Consider the following 15,826-nt stretch of genomic DNA (forward strand, 5'->3'; position numbering starts at 1 on the left):
TTTGAACTCGAAAAATCTGGCCGCTACTCATTGAAAGGGTAATAAAAATTGATTAAAGCCGGACTTTTGCTGCTTTTTATTTTCCTGATTGCAGGCTGCCATTCGAACGTCAGAGACTCTTCCCCCAGTCTTTTAAAGGATGGCATCCAACTTCAGCAAAAAAAGTCACCACGGATGAACAACACGCCAAAGTCATCATGAAAGCCACAGGCTACACATACCCTGTCGAGTTCTCCGTCCGCCGTGCTTCAGATCCCGATCGGCGAATGGAAGTGTTGGGTACTGTGGTGGATTCCGGGCGAGGCAAGGTGTTCGCCTGGATCGCCAAACTCAACGAAGCGGCCAACAGCGCCACCTTCAAGCATTTCCCTCAGCTGGAAACGCAAGCCAATGCCGACGAACCCTTCGAGGTGTCGGGGCGTTCCCATGGAATGGGTACCGGCAACACTTATAGCTGCGGGCCGCTGAACAGTACTTTTACGCCGGAACGAAGCAAGCTCTACCTGGTGGAGTTTCAGTTTGTCGGGCAGGGTTGCGAGCAGCATGTTTACGATGTTAGCCGGCCGGATCAACGAATTGCTGTGACGTCCAAAAACTAAAAATCCGGTACTCACCAACCTCAAGTCGTTCATGAGTTCCGACTACCTGCTCGACAAACTCGGCTACAACCCCGATCAGAGCGCCAAACGCCTGGGCGATGGACTCTACGAACAACGCCTGATCCAGCAAGCCGTCACCGCCCGCACCGGCCAGGCTTTCCTTGATGGCCAGACCTCCAACGAGGGCATGTTCAAGTACCTGATGAACAACGCCATCGCCAGCAAGGACGCGCTCAACCTGTCGGTCGGCGTCGGCCTCACCTCGCAGCAAGTCGCGGCGCTGACGCACGACATCGTCTGGCTCGAAGAGCATGAAGTGAATGGCGAAAAAGTCCTGGTGCCGGTGGTGTATCTGGCGCAAGCCAATGGCCGCCTCGGCCCAACCGGTGCGCTGATTGCCGGTAAGGATGTGACGCTGATCGCCGGTGAAAACCTCGACAACGTCGGCACGCTCAAGGCCACCAACAACCTGTCCGCCACAGCGGGCAAGGACCTGGTCAACAGCGGTTCGATCGAGGCGGGCAATCGTCTGGACCTGCTGGCCACCAACAGCATCGTCAACAAGGCCGGCGGCATCATTGCCGGCAAGGACGTCAGCCTGACCACTCGCACCGGCGATGTGATCAACGAACGAACCATCACCTCGATGGACGACCAGTACGGCACCGTCACCCGGCATCAGGACTTTGCCGATAACGCAGCGCGGATTGAGGCGGCCAATGACCTGACTGTCAAAGCGGCCAACGACATCAATATTGTCGGTGGTGTGATGCGCAGCGGTCAGGACATGGCATTGAATGCCGGGCGCGACGTTAATGTTTCGTCCGTGCAGGTCAATAACAGTGTTTCGTTGGGTTCAAGGGCAAGTAGCAGCGATATCACTCAACTGGCCGCCGATATCGATGCCGGACGTGACTTCAAGGCCGAGGCCAAGCGCGACATCAATGTGATTGCCAGAGAGATCGATGCCAAGCGCGATGTGTCGATGAAGGCTACCGAGAATCTGGTGATCAGCTCGGCGGCGGATGAAGAACATTCGAACTCCAAGAATAAGAAAGAGAAGCGTCAGGAGGATCATGTCACTCAGGTTATGTCCGGTATTACCGCGGGTGGCGACGTCAAACTCGAGGCGGGCAAAGACCTCAGTGTGATTTCCAGCCGCGTTACTGCGGGTGATGAAGCCTACCTGGTTGCGGGAGACCGCCTAGAACTCCTGGCCGCGCAAGATACGGATTACTCGCTGTATGACATGAAGAAAAAAGGCAGCTTCGGCAAGCTGAAGATGCAACACGACGAAGTGACCGACATTAAGCACGTCGGCTCCGAAATCAAGGCCGGTGGCAATCTGACGCTGTCGAGCAAAGGTGATCAGCTGTATCAGGTTGCCAAGCTGGACAGCGGTAACAACATCACACTGGACAGTGGCGGGTCGATTACTTTTCAGGGGGTCAAGGACCTCCATGACGAAAACCATACCAAGACCAACAACAGCGCTGGCTGGGTGTCCTCCAAAGGTCGCGGCAATACCGACGAGACCTTGCGCCAAACCCAGATGATCGCCAAGGGCAATATCGTTATCAAGGCAGTCGACGGCCTGAAAATCGATATCAAGGATGTGAATCAGCAGTCCGTCAGCCAGACCATCGACGCTATGGTCAAGGCGGATCCGCAGCTGGCCTGGTTGAAAGATGCCGAGGCCCGGGGGGACGTGGATTGGCAGCGGGTGAAGGAGATTCACGAGTCTTTCAAATACGAGAACTCGGGACTGGGCCCGGCAGCACAAATCGCAATCGCCATCATGATGTCCTTCGTGATGGGGCCGGCAGGGCTGGGCTTGGTCGGCGGTGGCTTCGGTGGGGCAGTCGCCACAAGTCTGGCAACCACGGGCGTTACCAGCACCATTAATAACAAGGGTGATCTCGGGGCCGCTTTCAAGGAGACCTTCAGTGCCGGGAGCTTGAAAAATGCGGCTATTGCAGGGTTTACGGCGGGCATGCTCGACTATGCAGACACCAACTGGTTTGCGGCTGGTGGCAGCAAAACTGCAAATATCCTGACCAGCAGCAACATTACTGATGTCGCCATCCGCACGACCGGCCGGGCGATCATTTCCAGCGGTATCTCTACCACTATTGGTGGAGGCAGCTTTGGTGACAATTTCGGAGCGGCGTTGCTGGGTGAGGCGAGCAGTGTCGCTATGGCGACCGGCTTTGACTTTGTCGGTGACAATACACTCAAGTTCCCAGAAGGCAGCGCAGAAAAAGTCGTAGCGCATGCGTTGATGGGTGGTTTGATTTCCCAGGTGCTGGGTGGGGACTTTGCGACAGGTGCAGCTGCCGCTGGTCTGAACGAAGCCGCGATGAATGTTCTTGTGAAGTTCGCGGGCGGCAACGATCAGATGCAGGTGATGCTGTCGCAACTGACGGGCGTGTTAGCGGCCGCCGCAGTGGATGGAAACACCCAGTTAGGGGCAGCCATCGCAGGGAGTGCTACGACCTATAACTACCTTTATCACCGTGAGGTGAAAGAGATGCTGGCCGAAATGGACAGCAAATCCACTGAGGAGGAAAAGCTGGCGGTTAGGGACAAATACGAAGCGCTCGACAAGCAACGAGAGTTGGAGCGTGACGAGTTTTGTAAAGGAGCAGCTGATACTTGCCGTCAGATCTCACGCGATTTGGCCGACGATGATGAAAAATTTTCAGAGCTCATAAAGAAACTGAGAAGTGAAGGCAAGGGAGCAGAGGCCTATTGGGTAGGCTCTGTTCAATGGGGGAATTTACATTCTGCTGGATCAATGGCTTCCGTTGTGAAAGCACAGGAGGGTGGTTTCTTTGCAAAATTGGGCGCTGTGGTTTTCGAGATGGGCGCCGGAATTTTTCCGGGGCGGGCTATCGGAAAAGGCACGACGGCTATACATGTAGCAGATGAAAAGGTTGTTGATGTAAAAGGGGCCGCTGGCGGCGCAGGCGGTACTGAAAAAGTCGTCACGATCAGCAAAGATCGCTACCCCGAGTCGGCGCAACATATTGAAGATGCCATCGGCGCAGGAAAGCCTGACACGTTGACCATAGATCGAGATAATGCGGCAACGCGCAGGCGTGATTCTTTGCGCGGAATTGAAACAAAACCGGGCCTCGACCGTGATGAATATCCGCCCGCCATGTTCCAGGAAGGGGGGCAGGGAGCCTCGGTAAGGCATATCACCGCTGGTGATAACCGTGGGGCAGGCGCTTGTATTGGCGCTCAATGCATAGAGTTGCCTAACGGGACGAAGGTTAGAATAGAGGTGATAGATTAGATTATGAATAATTTGGATAAGTTGTTATCGATTGCAAGTTCATCCTTGAGTGAGTGTGAACCAGAACTGTCTGGGCCAATACGCAACATGGCAGGGACTTCGACGGAACAACTTTTTGATGTACTGCGTCAGCGCAATGGCTTCTATGCTTTTGAAGGCGCGCTGCATGTTTTTCCAAGCGATTCCAGTCAAAGTGAAATGGGCATATCTGATTGGAATCACGCTGACCTGTGGCGCAGTAGCTACAAAGGCCTAGCCGATAACGTTGTCTTTTTTGCTGAAGATATCTTTGGTGGGCAGTTCTGTATCAAGGATGGCAATATCTACATTTTTGATCCGGAAACTGGCTCTTTAGAGTACTTGGCTGCGGATGTTGAAAGCTGGGCTGAAGTAGTTCTGCACGACTATGAAGTATTGACAGGCTATCCGTTGGCTCATCAGTGGCAAAAGCGCAATGGTCCAGTTCGTGCAGGGATGCGTTTGCTGCCCAAGGTGCCTTTTGTAATGGGCGGTGATTTTTCCTTGGATAATTTATATGTTGCCGATGCTGTAGAAGGCATGCGGCTCAGAGCGGATATAGCCGATAAGATTAAAAATTTACCAGACGGTACTCAGGTTAAATTCAGTCTGGACTGACAGAGAATGAGTGAGAATGGATCAGGTTTATACAAGATTTGGTCTGTTTTATCCGCAAAAGAAGTAATGACTTTGATGTGCAGGATGACGATCCAGTCAAAGAAGCAAGTCTTGGGGGTATTGGTAAATGGGGACAGACCCTGAGGGATCCCCTCAAATCTACTCTAGGCTCTGAGGATAAATGGGGAAAGACCACGTTTAGAAAGCACTCTGAAAACGTGGTCTGACCCCTTTTTACCCTTGGCCCCTTTTTACCCTGAGCAAAAAGCCATCGAGGTTAGCAATAGACTGAGTGATCTAGTTCGTAATGCCGATAATCAACCGCCCGGAAAATATCCTTACAGTCAGCGGGATATTGATTTTGCTAAACAGCTAATAAAGTGATAAATGGGGACAGACCACGTTTAAAAAGTACTCCGAAAACGTGGTCTGTCCCCTTTTTATGCTTTTTATGCCCTTTTTATGGTCTGTCCCCTTTTTATTTGGTGACGCCGGAAACCCATGTTGGCTAGTTATATACCGGCGGCAGTGCAAAAGGCGCTAGGAGTAAGATTGAAATGATTTACGGCGATCCGTTTATATTCTCGATTCAGTTTGATGTAGTGAGAGATTGGACTGATTCAAGTTGTTTCTGGGTAAACGGCTTGTTTTCGTTGTTTGTTGGTGGGGAAAGGCTCCTTGATGTCGTGGATGTCGCCGAGCTTAAAACTGCCGTGAACTTCTACGCAAAAATGGAATTTGAAAATATAGAGGAGGGCGATTCAGCGATTTCTGCAAAAGAATTATTCGCTTCCGCGCATCGTTATTTTTTCAAAGGGGAGTCCGCCATTCTAGAAGGCGTGCAAGATATGACGTGCACCTTCTTGGGGGACGCCGGTCTGTTTATTTATTTTCAAAAAACAGAGCATGCGGACAGGCTGGTCTGGAGTAAGGACTTTGGCAACATTGTCCATGAGGCGTTGCTGCCTCGGGGGGCAGTGGGTGGCGTAATTGAAGGTATTGAAGAGTTGTAGAGTTGGCAGCGGCATGGCTGGTCAGAATGTCCTGACAAGATAAATGGGGTCAGACCACGTTTAATGTAGTTGACTGCAACAATACGTAAAAATTTGCCGTCATTTGTGCCTTGCGGCCCGCTAAGCTTTCAGTTCGACCAATTGAAAGGATTCATCGATGCCGCGTAGACCAAGAATTTTGATACCAGGCGTACCGTTGCACTTGATTCAGCGAGGAAACAATAGGTCTGTGTGTTTTTTTACCGACGAAGACTATCTTTTTTATCTGGAGCTTTTAGTCGAACAGGCTTCTAAAAATGAATGTGATATTCATGCGTGGTGCCTAATGACCAATCATGTTCACTTGTTAGTCAGTCCTCATTATGCCAACAGCGCAAGCCTGCTGATGAAAGGTGTCGGCCAGAGATACGTCCAATACATAAAACGTGCTTATAGTCGCAGCGGAAGTTTGTGGGAAGGCCGGTATCGTTCATGCCTTGTTGAGAGTGAACGATATTTGTTGTGCTGTTATCGATACATCGAAATGAATCCCGTCAGAGCGAAAATGGTAAATCATCCGGCAGAATATCGCTGGTCAAGTTACCGTATTAACACACAATCAGAGCGATCACACATTGTTACCCCTCATGCTCAGTATTTGGCGCTTGGAGGGCAGGGCGGGCAGCCGGCAGAAGCTTACCGCGAACTGTTCAAAAATGACTTAGAGTCGGAATTGGTTGACCAGCTTCGTGACGCGACCAATGGAAATAATGTTTTTGGCGGTTCAAAGTTTGCTGTTGATGTCGAGGAAATGATCGGTCGTCGCGTGCAGCGAGGGAGCCCGGGACGGCCAAAAAAATCGATCATTTAGTGAAAACGTGGTCTGTCCCCTTTTTCCTTCCTGAGAAATCTTATGGATAAAACCCCTCGTACGAATCCTGAGTTCTATGATGCTAATATTGATAGTTTGAGGTTGTTGAAATGATTGATCTTGTTTCTCGTATAAGGAGTGAGGTGGTGCATGCTGATGGAACGATCTTTGAAAGTTTTTACGATTGGCAGGGGCGTAGAACTGATTTTGAAGTTGAAATGACGCAAGTTAAGTATGTGCGTGTGAGTAAGGTTGTAGAAATAAGAAAATACATAGTTTCTGATGCCGGTTCGGAAGTTTTGTTTTCTGCTGCGGGCATCCCATGCATATTGCCAGATAGGACTGGAGTGCTGGTCGTTTTTAATGAAGAGCCATCCAGGTTTAACTCTTCTGAAGCACCTTGGTTCTTCGGGTGTCCTCACAACGCTGCGATCTACAATGTTGATGGTGCATTACGTTTTCAGTTGCACAATCCTTATGGGGAAGGCAGTTATATAGGCGCCATACATTCAGGTGCGATGCCCGAGCATCCAAATTCACTAGGTGTTTTGGTTGGAACCGTAGGGCATGATCCAGAGTGGCTTTATTTGGTTGATCCAGATAGTCCGGAATTAATCTCTACAGGAAAGTGGATTCGCTATTAGTCTTAAATAAAAGGGATAAATGGGGGCAGACCACGTTTAGAAAACACTCTGAAAACGTGGTCTGTCCCCTTTTTATCTCTATTTATTTTCCGCTTGGTACGGATCCATCAGCACCGGGAAGTACGTATATCCGATTAATGCCTGCTGGCTCCACTCCTGTTCCAGGGTTGGAAAATGGTTATTGGATCTCGGTGAAAAATGGGCAACCGATTAACCCGGCGACAGGCGGAACCGGCACGAGAGGACATACATATGTGCCTTTGGCACCTGATACCTTTCCGCCAAAAAGATGAGGTGGTAATAATGATTGAACAGAGAGATTTGGCTGAGTTTAAATCAGCAATTCTTACAGGCGTGATTGTCGGAATAGGATCGCTTGTTCTGATTTTTGATAATAGTGTGTCAGTGCTGATTCAGTGCCCCTTCGCCTGCGGTGATGAGGGGGCGTTGAAATATGGGCACGGCGAACATCTTCATAGTGCTGTCGTCATTTTTGAACTATTGAATCGTCGTGTGAAAGAAGCGGGTTTAGAAAAAGGAGAGAAGTTGGTAATAATGTTTGATGATCGTAAGTTGCTTGAGATAATTCCTGAGGAAAATGGTCTTGAATCTTATGTTCTCACAACTCGGCATGGAATCTGTCCCGTTTCAATCAGTTAGGAGGGCTCGAGGGTAAATGGGGGGCAGACCACGTTTAGATAGGGATAAATGGAGGATAAATGGGGACAGACCAAGTTTAGAAAGCACTTCGAAAACGTGGTCTGTCCCCGCTTTCTCCGTTTTCTCCATCACTTTATAAGAGAGGTACGGTAAAAATGGTTGCCTCTATTCATGAAATACAATCTATAGTTTATGAGCTTGGAGGAAGGATTAATGCGCCGAAGTCGTCGCTGATCGTCTTGTCTGCTCCCGCAGATGATGGGGCGCCTTACGTCGAAGTTCACGACGATGGTTATAGCTACGTGTCTTCTGAGAGAGGTTTTGAAATATATAATAAATCGACCGAATCCTTGAATGAGTTGCTTTATTGGATTGTGAACAGAGCCGTGCGCCAGATGGCTGTCAAGTATGAGCTTGATAACAGAGTGGATAAATGCGATACGAGAAGAGTTTATTTTTCACGATTGGTACAGCTATTTGGTGAAATAAAACCTGAATGGGCGGAGCTTGCAAGGCAGGAAGTTGATGCAGTGCTAAAATCTTGCCCGTACGTAGATGGCTGAATCATGCGTGATAAATGGGGACAGACCACGTTTAGAAAGCACTTCGAAAACGTGGTCTGTCCCCGTTTTCCCCCGTCAACGAGCGTTGGATACTATTAGCCGAATCGAATCGGCCCTGAATGGTGCAGGAATATGACATTTCGAGAGGTGGAAAATAAATATTCGGTTGCTTGGTCACCAGAAGACCCGATGTCCTCTTTGAGTGAGTGGTATCTGTCTGTTCGTGATACGGATTTTGATAATCTTGAGGTCGGTGATGTATGTCGAGCTTTGAGGCAGGATTTGTTTATTGCTGATCTATTAACTATCGCTACGCGTTTTTTGTCAGAAGATGTTCTGACAGGGGATCGGTATGATGGTGAATTGATTTCCGCACTCGCAGATATCAAGGCAGATTATTGGGTTGTAAATGTTCAAGCGGCCAGAGATACGATTGATGCTTTGGTGCGAGTATCTGATGTCACTGAGGATGTTGATTGTCTAAGCGACACATCTAGGTTGATAAAAACTATAAAGGCGATCATTTGAAGGGGAAAAGGGGGGCCGTTTCTTATGGTACCCACGGTTAGACAAGGGGGCGGACCACGGTTTTGCAATTTATTCAAAAAACGTGGTCTATACACGTTTTCCCAAGTGGATTTTAAATGATGACGCCCATTTCTTATTACCGCTTGCTTCCCGACTCGATGCCTGAAGAGGATGTGGCAAAAGAATTTTATGAACTTTTAAAAGAGGCGCCTGACTCTGAAAAATTGAAGCATGATTTTTTAGAGGCTTTGCTCGAACTAAGTGATCGTCAGTGGCATACCTACAAACAGTTGCGTCAGCCACTAAAAGCTCAGATTGAAAAAATCCTGATCAATTGGTGGGATGCGCGTGATTTCAGTTTTGCCGAGGGCTCGATTGTCGTTGCTGCACACCTTGGATTAGTTGAGCTTTTCGACTTTATATCGAGCCGAAAAGCCAGTGAGCTTTCGCCTGAGGTGGCTGCAGAGATTAGAGAGTCAATTGCTGAGCTGGGTGATAATATCGCTGATCCGTATAATGGTATGTGATTTGAAGTGGTCACGTTTGAACTGGGATAAATGGGGACAGACCACGTTTAGAAAGAACTACGAAAACGTGGTCTGTCCCCGTTTTCCACCGCCATGGGCCTGATTCAGGATTTCCCGTTAGCAAATTTTCCAAAGGAACTTCGATGAAGGATATTTCTGCTTATGTTGACAATGCGCTGAGATACGGGAAAGTCTCTCAAAATGGGTCAACGGGCTACGTTGTTGAATACAATGTCGGAAAAATAATTGGTACTAATACATTAGGTAATCCGACTAATATTTTGAAGGTTAATGTTCGCGATGGTGTGATTCATACCGCGTTTCCACTGTGAGGTTGTGGTCATGAATGAGTTGTTTCAGCGTTTTTTAAGTGAGGAGCTTAATGAAGGTGCTCGTGAGTTATTACGCACTGGGGTTTTAAGTGCGCAAGAGCCCGGTGCTGTTACGTGCATCCGTGAGTTCAACTTCAATTTGTTTGATGTTTTGATTGATTTTGAGACGCGGGGTGTAGTTGTTCAAGATGTACTGCTACCAGAAACTGACCCGGGTTCAGTAATGTCACTGGATGAGTTCAGAAGTTTGTGTGGGATTTGAAGAAGGGGGAACAAATGGGGTAAATGGGGACAGACCACGTTTAGAAAGTACTCCGAAAACATGGTCTGTCCCCGTTTTCCCGCGGAACGGTACGTGCTGTGATTGGACAGAATTTGCGTCCAGGAAACGTCTGGGAAACCGCAGAGTTGCCCGCACTTCTGAAAAATCCTAAAGTGGATAAAATAGTTACTATTGATCCAGTAATCAGACTCGAGAAAACTATATTTGTAAGAGGTGATTTGTGATTCTTGAAATATCTCGAGGATATCTGAAAATACAGGTGGCTAATAAAGTAGCGACCATTCAAGGCGAAATGTTCTTTCCGGGAGGGGATAAGCTTGGTTTCGTGTTGTATAGGAACTCGTTAAAGCACTGGGATTCACCCCATGAAAATCAAGTTTTAACTGAAGAAGAAGTTCAGATGGTTATTGACGAAATTGAGGCGGAATTCTCGAGAAAGGGACACATGCTTGACGTCGAGAAGTGACTGGGCGGAGCTAACTACCCTTGAAGCGCGTCTGTTGGCGGGATAAATGGGGACAGACCACGTTGATAAATGGGGACATGATAAATGGGGACAGACCACGTTTAGATAAGGGGCGGACCACGGCTTTGCAATTTATTCAAAAAACGTGGTATGTCCCCGTTTTCTCTAAAATTCACTCCCTCGATCCGCCCAAGGACGGGCAGGTAGTTCCTAGGTGTGATAACTGCACTAATATTTCCGGAGTCGAATAATGGAAATGCACGACGAATTTCTGGAAATCAATGATCTTGATTGGTTTACCTCATGTCGAGGTGGGGTCATCGCTCATTTCGCTACAGGTGGACCTGGGGTTGTGCCTGACGATGTCCGTCAGTCAATTTCCAGATATGAGGAAATTTATGACTACTTCTATTCAAGGCCTGGAGGCGTGGACGTTGAGATAGTAGAAGCCAATTTGGTTGAGTTTGCCGATGAAGCTCAGCGTGCGCGCTATTTGAAATCTTTTGTTGAAATGGCCGGCAGAGGGTTGTTCAGTCATGACGCTTCCGAGCAGGGTGGTTATAAATCAATTGCCAAACCAAAATCGGCGCTAAAGTTAGTGGATCTCCCGAAGTTGATGCAGTCTTCTATTTGTAAGCTACCATTGGAGCTCACTGACTGGATACGTTGCGACGACTTCACTAAAGATTAAATGTAGAAGGATAAATGGGGGCAGACGACGTTTAGAAAGTACTCCGAAAACATGGCCTGTCCCCGTTTTCCCGCTTACCGCGAACTGTTCAAAAATGACTTAGAATCAGAGTTGGTTGACCAGGTTCGTGACGCGACCAATGGAAATAATGTTTTTGGCGGTTCAAAGTTTGCTGTTGATGTCGAGGCAATGATCGGTCGTCGCGTGCAGCGAGGGAGCCCGGGACGGCCAAAAAAATCGACCATCTAGTGAAAACGTGGTCTGTCCCCGTTTCCTTGTCCCCGGTTCCTTCGAACGAATGGCTCAGAGCAAAAGGAAAGAGTTGGGAGCAAATTACTGAATCAGCAAGCCGCGCAGGCGGTAAGGACCTGGGATTCTAATGATGAATATAGAAAACAAGAGCATCCGGCTTGGGGACGAATACGATGATGTTTTGAGGGCTGCTCTAGTAGCAGTGCTCACGTCCCATGGCGCAATAGGAGTAGGAAGTTCATGGGGCGTTGGTGGAACCCAAGAGCTTGATACAGCAACGGTCAAGCTGAGAGATGCGGTCATCACCATTGAGTCTGAGACTTATATAGGGCTGAAGATTGAAGGAACTGGCCCCATCGTAGAGACTTTGGCTCAAGAAGTTGCAGGACACATTCGATCCGGAGGATCGTCCGTGCGTTGAAGGCGTATGGTGCATGAGACGGGGTGGGGAACAAATGGGGACAGACCACGTTTAGAAAGCACTCTGAAAATGAAAGGTAAATGGGACGGAGGTAAATGGGGACAGACCACGTTTAAAAAGTACTCCGAAAACGTGGTCTGTCCCCGTTTTCCCCCCCGTTTTCCCCTTACCGATTACGGGGAAAGTAAATGAATCCCATGAAGGCCACGTTTCGTTTATATCTAGCTGTGGTGTCGAGGGCGGTGGTGTTTTTTTACCTCCTCGGATTGCTAGGGAATTTGATAGGCGCGCTTATTATTTTTGGTAAAGATGGGGTTTGGTACTTCCAAAGTGACGCTCTGTTTGTTGCGTTGAGGTTTTCACTCATCTATGGCTTCTTTACCGGAAGCGGTCTATGGATCTTCGCAAAAATGGAGGAGATCAAAAGACGAAAGAAGAAATAGATTTGAGCCCTGATCCGCGGCGCAAGCTGCGTTTCAATCTGAAGCAATCGCGCCGGAGTCGGAAAGCCGCCGTTCAGGGGTAACGTTCACTCGCCGACAAACGCAAAAAAGGGGCGAATTCAAATCGATGAATTCTCCCCTTTTTATTTCCGCTCAATTACGCGGTTCTCAGCGAAACGCCGGCACCACATGCTTGATAAACAACTCCAACGATTTCTTCTTTTCGTCATGCGGCAAGCTGTTATCACACCAGAAACTGAACTCATCCACCCCCAGTTCCTGATAGTACTTGATCCGCGGAATGATCTCTTCCGGCGTACCAATCATCGCCGTCTTGTGCAAACTCTCCAGCTCAAACTCAGGACGCCCGGCAAACTTCTCTTCCGGGCTCGGCGCCAGAAAGCCATTGACCGGCGTTTGCTTGTTGCCGAACCACGCATCGAAGGTGCGATAGAACCGTGAGATCGCTTTCGCGCCGACTTTCCAGCCATCAGGATTATCGGCGGTGTGCACGTGGGTGTGGCGCAGCACCATCAGTTGCGGACGCGGTACGTCTGGATTGTTATCCAGGGCGGCCTGGAATTTGTTCTTCAGGTCGACGACTTCTTCGTCACCTTTCATCAGCGGCGTGACCATCACGTTGCAGCCGTTGGCCACGGCGAAGTTGTGCGAATCCGGGTCGCGGGCGGCGATCCACATTGGCGGGTTGGGCTTCTGGATCGGTTTCGGCACGCTGGTGGAGGTGGGGAATTTCCAGATGTCACCATCGTGGGCGTAGTCGCCTTGCCACAGGGCGCGGACCACCGGGACCATCTCGCGCAGGGCCTGGCCACCGGCGGAGGCGGGCATGCCGCCGGCCATGCGATCGAATTCAACTTGGTAGGCGCCGCGGGCCAGGCCGACTTCCATGCGGCCGTTGCTGATCACGTCGAGCAACGCGCATTCACCGGCAACGCGCAGCGGGTGCCAGAACGGCGCGATGATGGTGCCGGCGCCGAGGTGGATGGTGGTGGTTTTGGCGGCGAGGTAGGCGAGCAATGGCATCGGGCTTGGCGAGATGGTGTATTCCATCGCGTGGTGTTCGCCGATCCACACGGTGCTGAAACCACCTGCCTCGGCCATCAGGGTCAGTTCGGTGAGGTCTTCGAACAGTTGGCGGTGGCTGACGCTTTCGTCCCAGCGTTCCATGTGGATGAACAGGGAAAATTTCATGACGCTTCCTCGGATTTTTTGTTGTTGAGGCTACATGTGGGAGCGAGCAAGCTCGCTCCCACAGTTGTTATGCGTTGTTCTTTTATCAGGCCAGGACGGGCAGGGCACCCATCTTGCCGTGGCAATACACCAGCGGCCCGGTGTGCTGCTCGGGCACTATCAGATTCTTCACCGCGCCGACCATGATCGCGTGGTCGCCGCCTTCGTATTCGCGCCACAGTTCACATTCGATGATAGCTGTCGCGTTGGCGAGGATCGGGTTACCCAGTTCGCTCAAGGTCCATTCGATGCCTTGCGCCTTGTCTTTGCCTTTGCGGGCGAAGGCGTAGGCTTCGCTTTGCTGGCCGCCGGACAGAACGTGGATGGCAAAGCGTTTGTTTTTGATCAGCACCGGATAGGAATCAGAACTGTAGTTGGGGCAGAACAGCACCAGCGCCGGGTCCATCGACAGCGAGCTGAAGGCGCTGGCCGTCAGGCCGACGATCTGACCGTCATCGTCCAGGGTGGTGATAACGGTTACGCCGGACGGGAACGAGCCCATGACTTGTTTGTAGATGGCGGCATCGATCATTGGACGATCCTCGGGTGTTGTGACGCTGTTTTTATGTATTTGTTGGTCTGATGGTATACCAGTATTTAATCTTTGCAAGGGCTTTTAAGCTGAACCGATAAACGTGCGGCGTTCGTCGGAAACTCAGCATTTACGGGGCTTTCGCCTGGTCGCAAAGCCGTGATATCAGGGAGGATGGCGCATCAGATAGCGTCGCAAACTACGGATCAGTCTTGTGAATTGTTTGGAATACCATAATATGGTCAGCATCTGAGAGGTGGCCAGAAAGCCCCCCGGTTTGGCTTCATACAACGATAAGAACAGACAAACTCGAGTTCATGCATATGTCCCAGATGTCCCGGCAAGATCCGTTGATCGAGAATCACACGGTCGACTACGTCCCACTCGCGGAACGCCACGGGAAGGCCCGCGACCTTTTCACCCTTTGGTTCAGCACCAACATTGCGCCACTGCCCATCGTCACCGGCGCCATGGTGGTTCAGGTGTTCCATCTCGATTTGCTCTGGGGGTTGCTGGCGATTGCGCTGGGGCACCTGATCGGCGGCGTGGTGATCGCACTGGCCTCGGCGCAGGGGCCGCGCATGGGCATTCCGCAGATGGTGCAGAGTCGTGGCCAGTTCGGACGCTACGGTGCGCTGTTGATCGTGTTTTTTGCAGCGATCATCTACATCGGTTTCTTCATTTCCAACATCGTGCTCGCCGGCAAATCCATCGTCGGCATCGCGCCGTCGGTGTCGGCGCCGTTGAGCATTCTCATCGGTGCACTGGCGGCTACGGCGATCGGCGTGATCGGCTACAACTTCATTCACACGCTGAACCGCATCGGCACTTGGGTGATGGGCAGTGCGCTGCTCGCCGGTTTCATCTACATCTTTGCCCACGACTTGCCGTCAGACTTCCTGACTCGCGGCAGTTTCAACCTGTCGGGCTGGCTGGCGACGGTGTCGCTGGGGATCATCTGGCAGATCAGTTTCTCGCCGTACGTGTCCGACTATTCGCGTTATCTGCCAGCGGATATCGGTATCGCCAAACCGTTCTGGGCAACGTACCTCGGGGCGACGCTGGGTACGATTCTGTCGTTCACCTTTGGCGCAGTAGCCGTGCTGGCGACGCCCGAAGGCACCGAGGCGATGACGGCGGTCAAGCAGTCCACCGGGTGGCTGGGGCCAATGCTGATGGTGCTGTTCCTGCTCAATATCATCAGCCACAACGCCCTTAATCTGTATGGCGCGGTGCTGTCGATCATCACCTCGATCCAGACCTTCGCCAGCCAGTGGACGCCGAGCATCAAGGTGCGTGTGGTGCTGTCGAGCGTGGTGCTGGCGGGCTGCTGTGTGGTCGCGCTCGGTGCCTCGGCGGATTTCATCTCCCAGTTCATCGGGCTGATTCTGGCGTTGCTGCTGGTGCTGGTGCCGTGGGCGTCGATCAACCTGATCGACTTCTACCTGATCAAGCGCGGCTGCTACGACATCGCCTCGATCTTCCGCGCCGATGGCGGGGTTTATGGGCACTTCAATCTGCACGCGATCATTGCGTACTTTATCGGCATCCTCGTGCAGTTACCGTTCGCCAACACCTCGCTGTACGTCGGGCCGTACGCCAATCTTGTCGAGGGCGCGGACTTGTCCTGGCTGGTTGGCCTGGTGGTCACCGTTCCGCTGTATTACTGCCTGGCAACACGCGGCCAGACTCAGCAGAGCAGGGCGGCGAGGTTGGGTTACACCGACTGACCTGATCTGCTTCACCGCAATGCCCGGTCATTTGCCGGGCATTGTTGTTTCCGCATCCCGGTGGTCATTCAAATTGGCCACAACGATCCCCTTTTGGCCCATCC

Annotated in this window: 17 protein-coding genes and 2 pseudogenes; 17 read left to right on the forward strand and 2 right to left on the reverse strand. The window is 50.8% G+C overall.

Annotation, left to right across the window (positions count from 1 at the left end; all coding sequences use genetic code 11):
• Positions 1-48: 48 nt before the first annotated feature.
• The 16 genes and pseudogenes from ACXX9E_RS17350 (at position 49) to ACXX9E_RS17425 (ending at position 12,209) form a co-directional block, all read left to right on the forward strand.
• Positions 49-599, forward strand: a pseudogene (locus ACXX9E_RS17350) (hypothetical protein).
• Between the two features lies 1 nt (position 600).
• Positions 601-3,900: pseudogene (locus tag ACXX9E_RS17355) on the forward strand (DUF637 domain-containing protein); the annotation flags it as partial.
• Between the two features lie 3 nt (positions 3,901-3,903).
• A complete protein-coding gene (locus tag ACXX9E_RS17360) occupies positions 3,904-4,536 on the forward strand; it encodes an SMI1/KNR4 family protein (protein ID WP_340133142.1) in 633 nt (210 codons plus the stop codon).
• Positions 4,537-5,093: 557 nt separating this feature from the next.
• Positions 5,094-5,549, forward strand: a complete 456-nt coding sequence (locus tag ACXX9E_RS17365) for an Imm42 family immunity protein (RefSeq protein ID WP_128615622.1) — start codon at positions 5,094-5,096, stop codon at positions 5,547-5,549.
• Positions 5,550-5,706: 157 nt separating this feature from the next.
• Complete coding sequence (locus ACXX9E_RS17370; RefSeq protein ID WP_458555791.1) at positions 5,707-6,399, forward strand: transposase; 693 nt, start codon at positions 5,707-5,709, stop codon at positions 6,397-6,399.
• 110 nt (positions 6,400-6,509) lie between these two features.
• Entirely contained in the window at positions 6,510-7,043 is a 534-nt protein-coding gene (locus ACXX9E_RS17375) for a hypothetical protein (protein WP_340133140.1), read from the forward strand.
• Between the two features lie 303 nt (positions 7,044-7,346).
• Positions 7,347-7,703, forward strand: coding sequence for a hypothetical protein (locus tag ACXX9E_RS17380; RefSeq protein WP_340133139.1), 357 nt, complete (start codon positions 7,347-7,349; stop codon positions 7,701-7,703).
• A gap of 155 nt (positions 7,704-7,858) precedes the next feature.
• Entirely contained in the window at positions 7,859-8,266 is a 408-nt protein-coding gene (locus tag ACXX9E_RS17385) for an Imm63 family immunity protein (protein ID WP_457237054.1), read from the forward strand.
• 132 nt (positions 8,267-8,398) lie between these two features.
• Entirely contained in the window at positions 8,399-8,794 is a 396-nt protein-coding gene (locus ACXX9E_RS17390; RefSeq protein ID WP_429541058.1) for a contact-dependent growth inhibition system immunity protein, read from the forward strand.
• 116 nt (positions 8,795-8,910) lie between these two features.
• Positions 8,911-9,321 (forward strand): hypothetical protein, encoded by a 411-nt coding sequence (locus tag ACXX9E_RS17395; RefSeq protein WP_458555792.1) that lies wholly within the window; start codon positions 8,911-8,913, stop codon positions 9,319-9,321.
• Between the two features lie 143 nt (positions 9,322-9,464).
• Positions 9,465-9,653, forward strand: a complete 189-nt coding sequence (locus ACXX9E_RS17400; RefSeq protein WP_458555793.1) for a hypothetical protein — start codon at positions 9,465-9,467, stop codon at positions 9,651-9,653.
• A gap of 10 nt (positions 9,654-9,663) precedes the next feature.
• Positions 9,664-9,915, forward strand: coding sequence for a hypothetical protein (locus ACXX9E_RS17405; RefSeq protein WP_458555794.1), 252 nt, complete (start codon positions 9,664-9,666; stop codon positions 9,913-9,915).
• A gap of 241 nt (positions 9,916-10,156) precedes the next feature.
• Positions 10,157-10,402 carry an Imm74 family immunity protein gene (locus ACXX9E_RS17410; protein ID WP_110720914.1) on the forward strand — a complete coding sequence of 82 codons (246 nt, stop codon included), beginning with the start codon at positions 10,157-10,159 and terminating at the stop codon, positions 10,400-10,402.
• Positions 10,403-10,652: 250 nt separating this feature from the next.
• On the forward strand, positions 10,653-11,093 hold the full coding sequence (locus tag ACXX9E_RS17415; RefSeq protein WP_458555795.1) for a hypothetical protein: 441 nt from the start codon (positions 10,653-10,655) through the stop codon (positions 11,091-11,093).
• Positions 11,094-11,475: 382 nt separating this feature from the next.
• A complete protein-coding gene (locus ACXX9E_RS17420; RefSeq protein WP_458555796.1) occupies positions 11,476-11,766 on the forward strand; it encodes a hypothetical protein in 291 nt (96 codons plus the stop codon).
• 188 nt (positions 11,767-11,954) lie between these two features.
• On the forward strand, positions 11,955-12,209 hold the full coding sequence (locus ACXX9E_RS17425; protein WP_123467931.1) for a hypothetical protein: 255 nt from the start codon (positions 11,955-11,957) through the stop codon (positions 12,207-12,209).
• A gap of 168 nt (positions 12,210-12,377) precedes the next feature.
• On the opposite strand, the gene ACXX9E_RS17430 is transcribed toward ACXX9E_RS17425, so the two are convergent.
• Positions 12,378-13,421 carry an LLM class flavin-dependent oxidoreductase gene (locus ACXX9E_RS17430; RefSeq protein WP_458555797.1) on the reverse strand — a complete coding sequence of 348 codons (1,044 nt, stop codon included), beginning with the start codon at positions 13,419-13,421 and terminating at the stop codon, positions 12,378-12,380.
• A gap of 85 nt (positions 13,422-13,506) precedes the next feature.
• Positions 13,507-13,992 carry a flavin reductase family protein gene (locus ACXX9E_RS17435; protein WP_003225754.1) on the reverse strand — a complete coding sequence of 162 codons (486 nt, stop codon included), beginning with the start codon at positions 13,990-13,992 and terminating at the stop codon, positions 13,507-13,509.
• A 323-nt stretch (positions 13,993-14,315) separates the two neighbouring features.
• Between ACXX9E_RS17435 and ACXX9E_RS17440 the strand changes: the two genes are divergently transcribed.
• The gene (locus ACXX9E_RS17440; RefSeq protein ID WP_458555798.1) at positions 14,316-15,722 is read left to right on the forward strand and encodes a purine-cytosine permease family protein; all 1,407 of its coding nucleotides are present in this window, start codon (positions 14,316-14,318) and stop codon (positions 15,720-15,722) included.
• The last annotated feature ends 104 nt before the right edge of the window (positions 15,723-15,826 follow it).

It is taken from the genome of Pseudomonas sp. GNP014, from assembly GCF_054344005.1.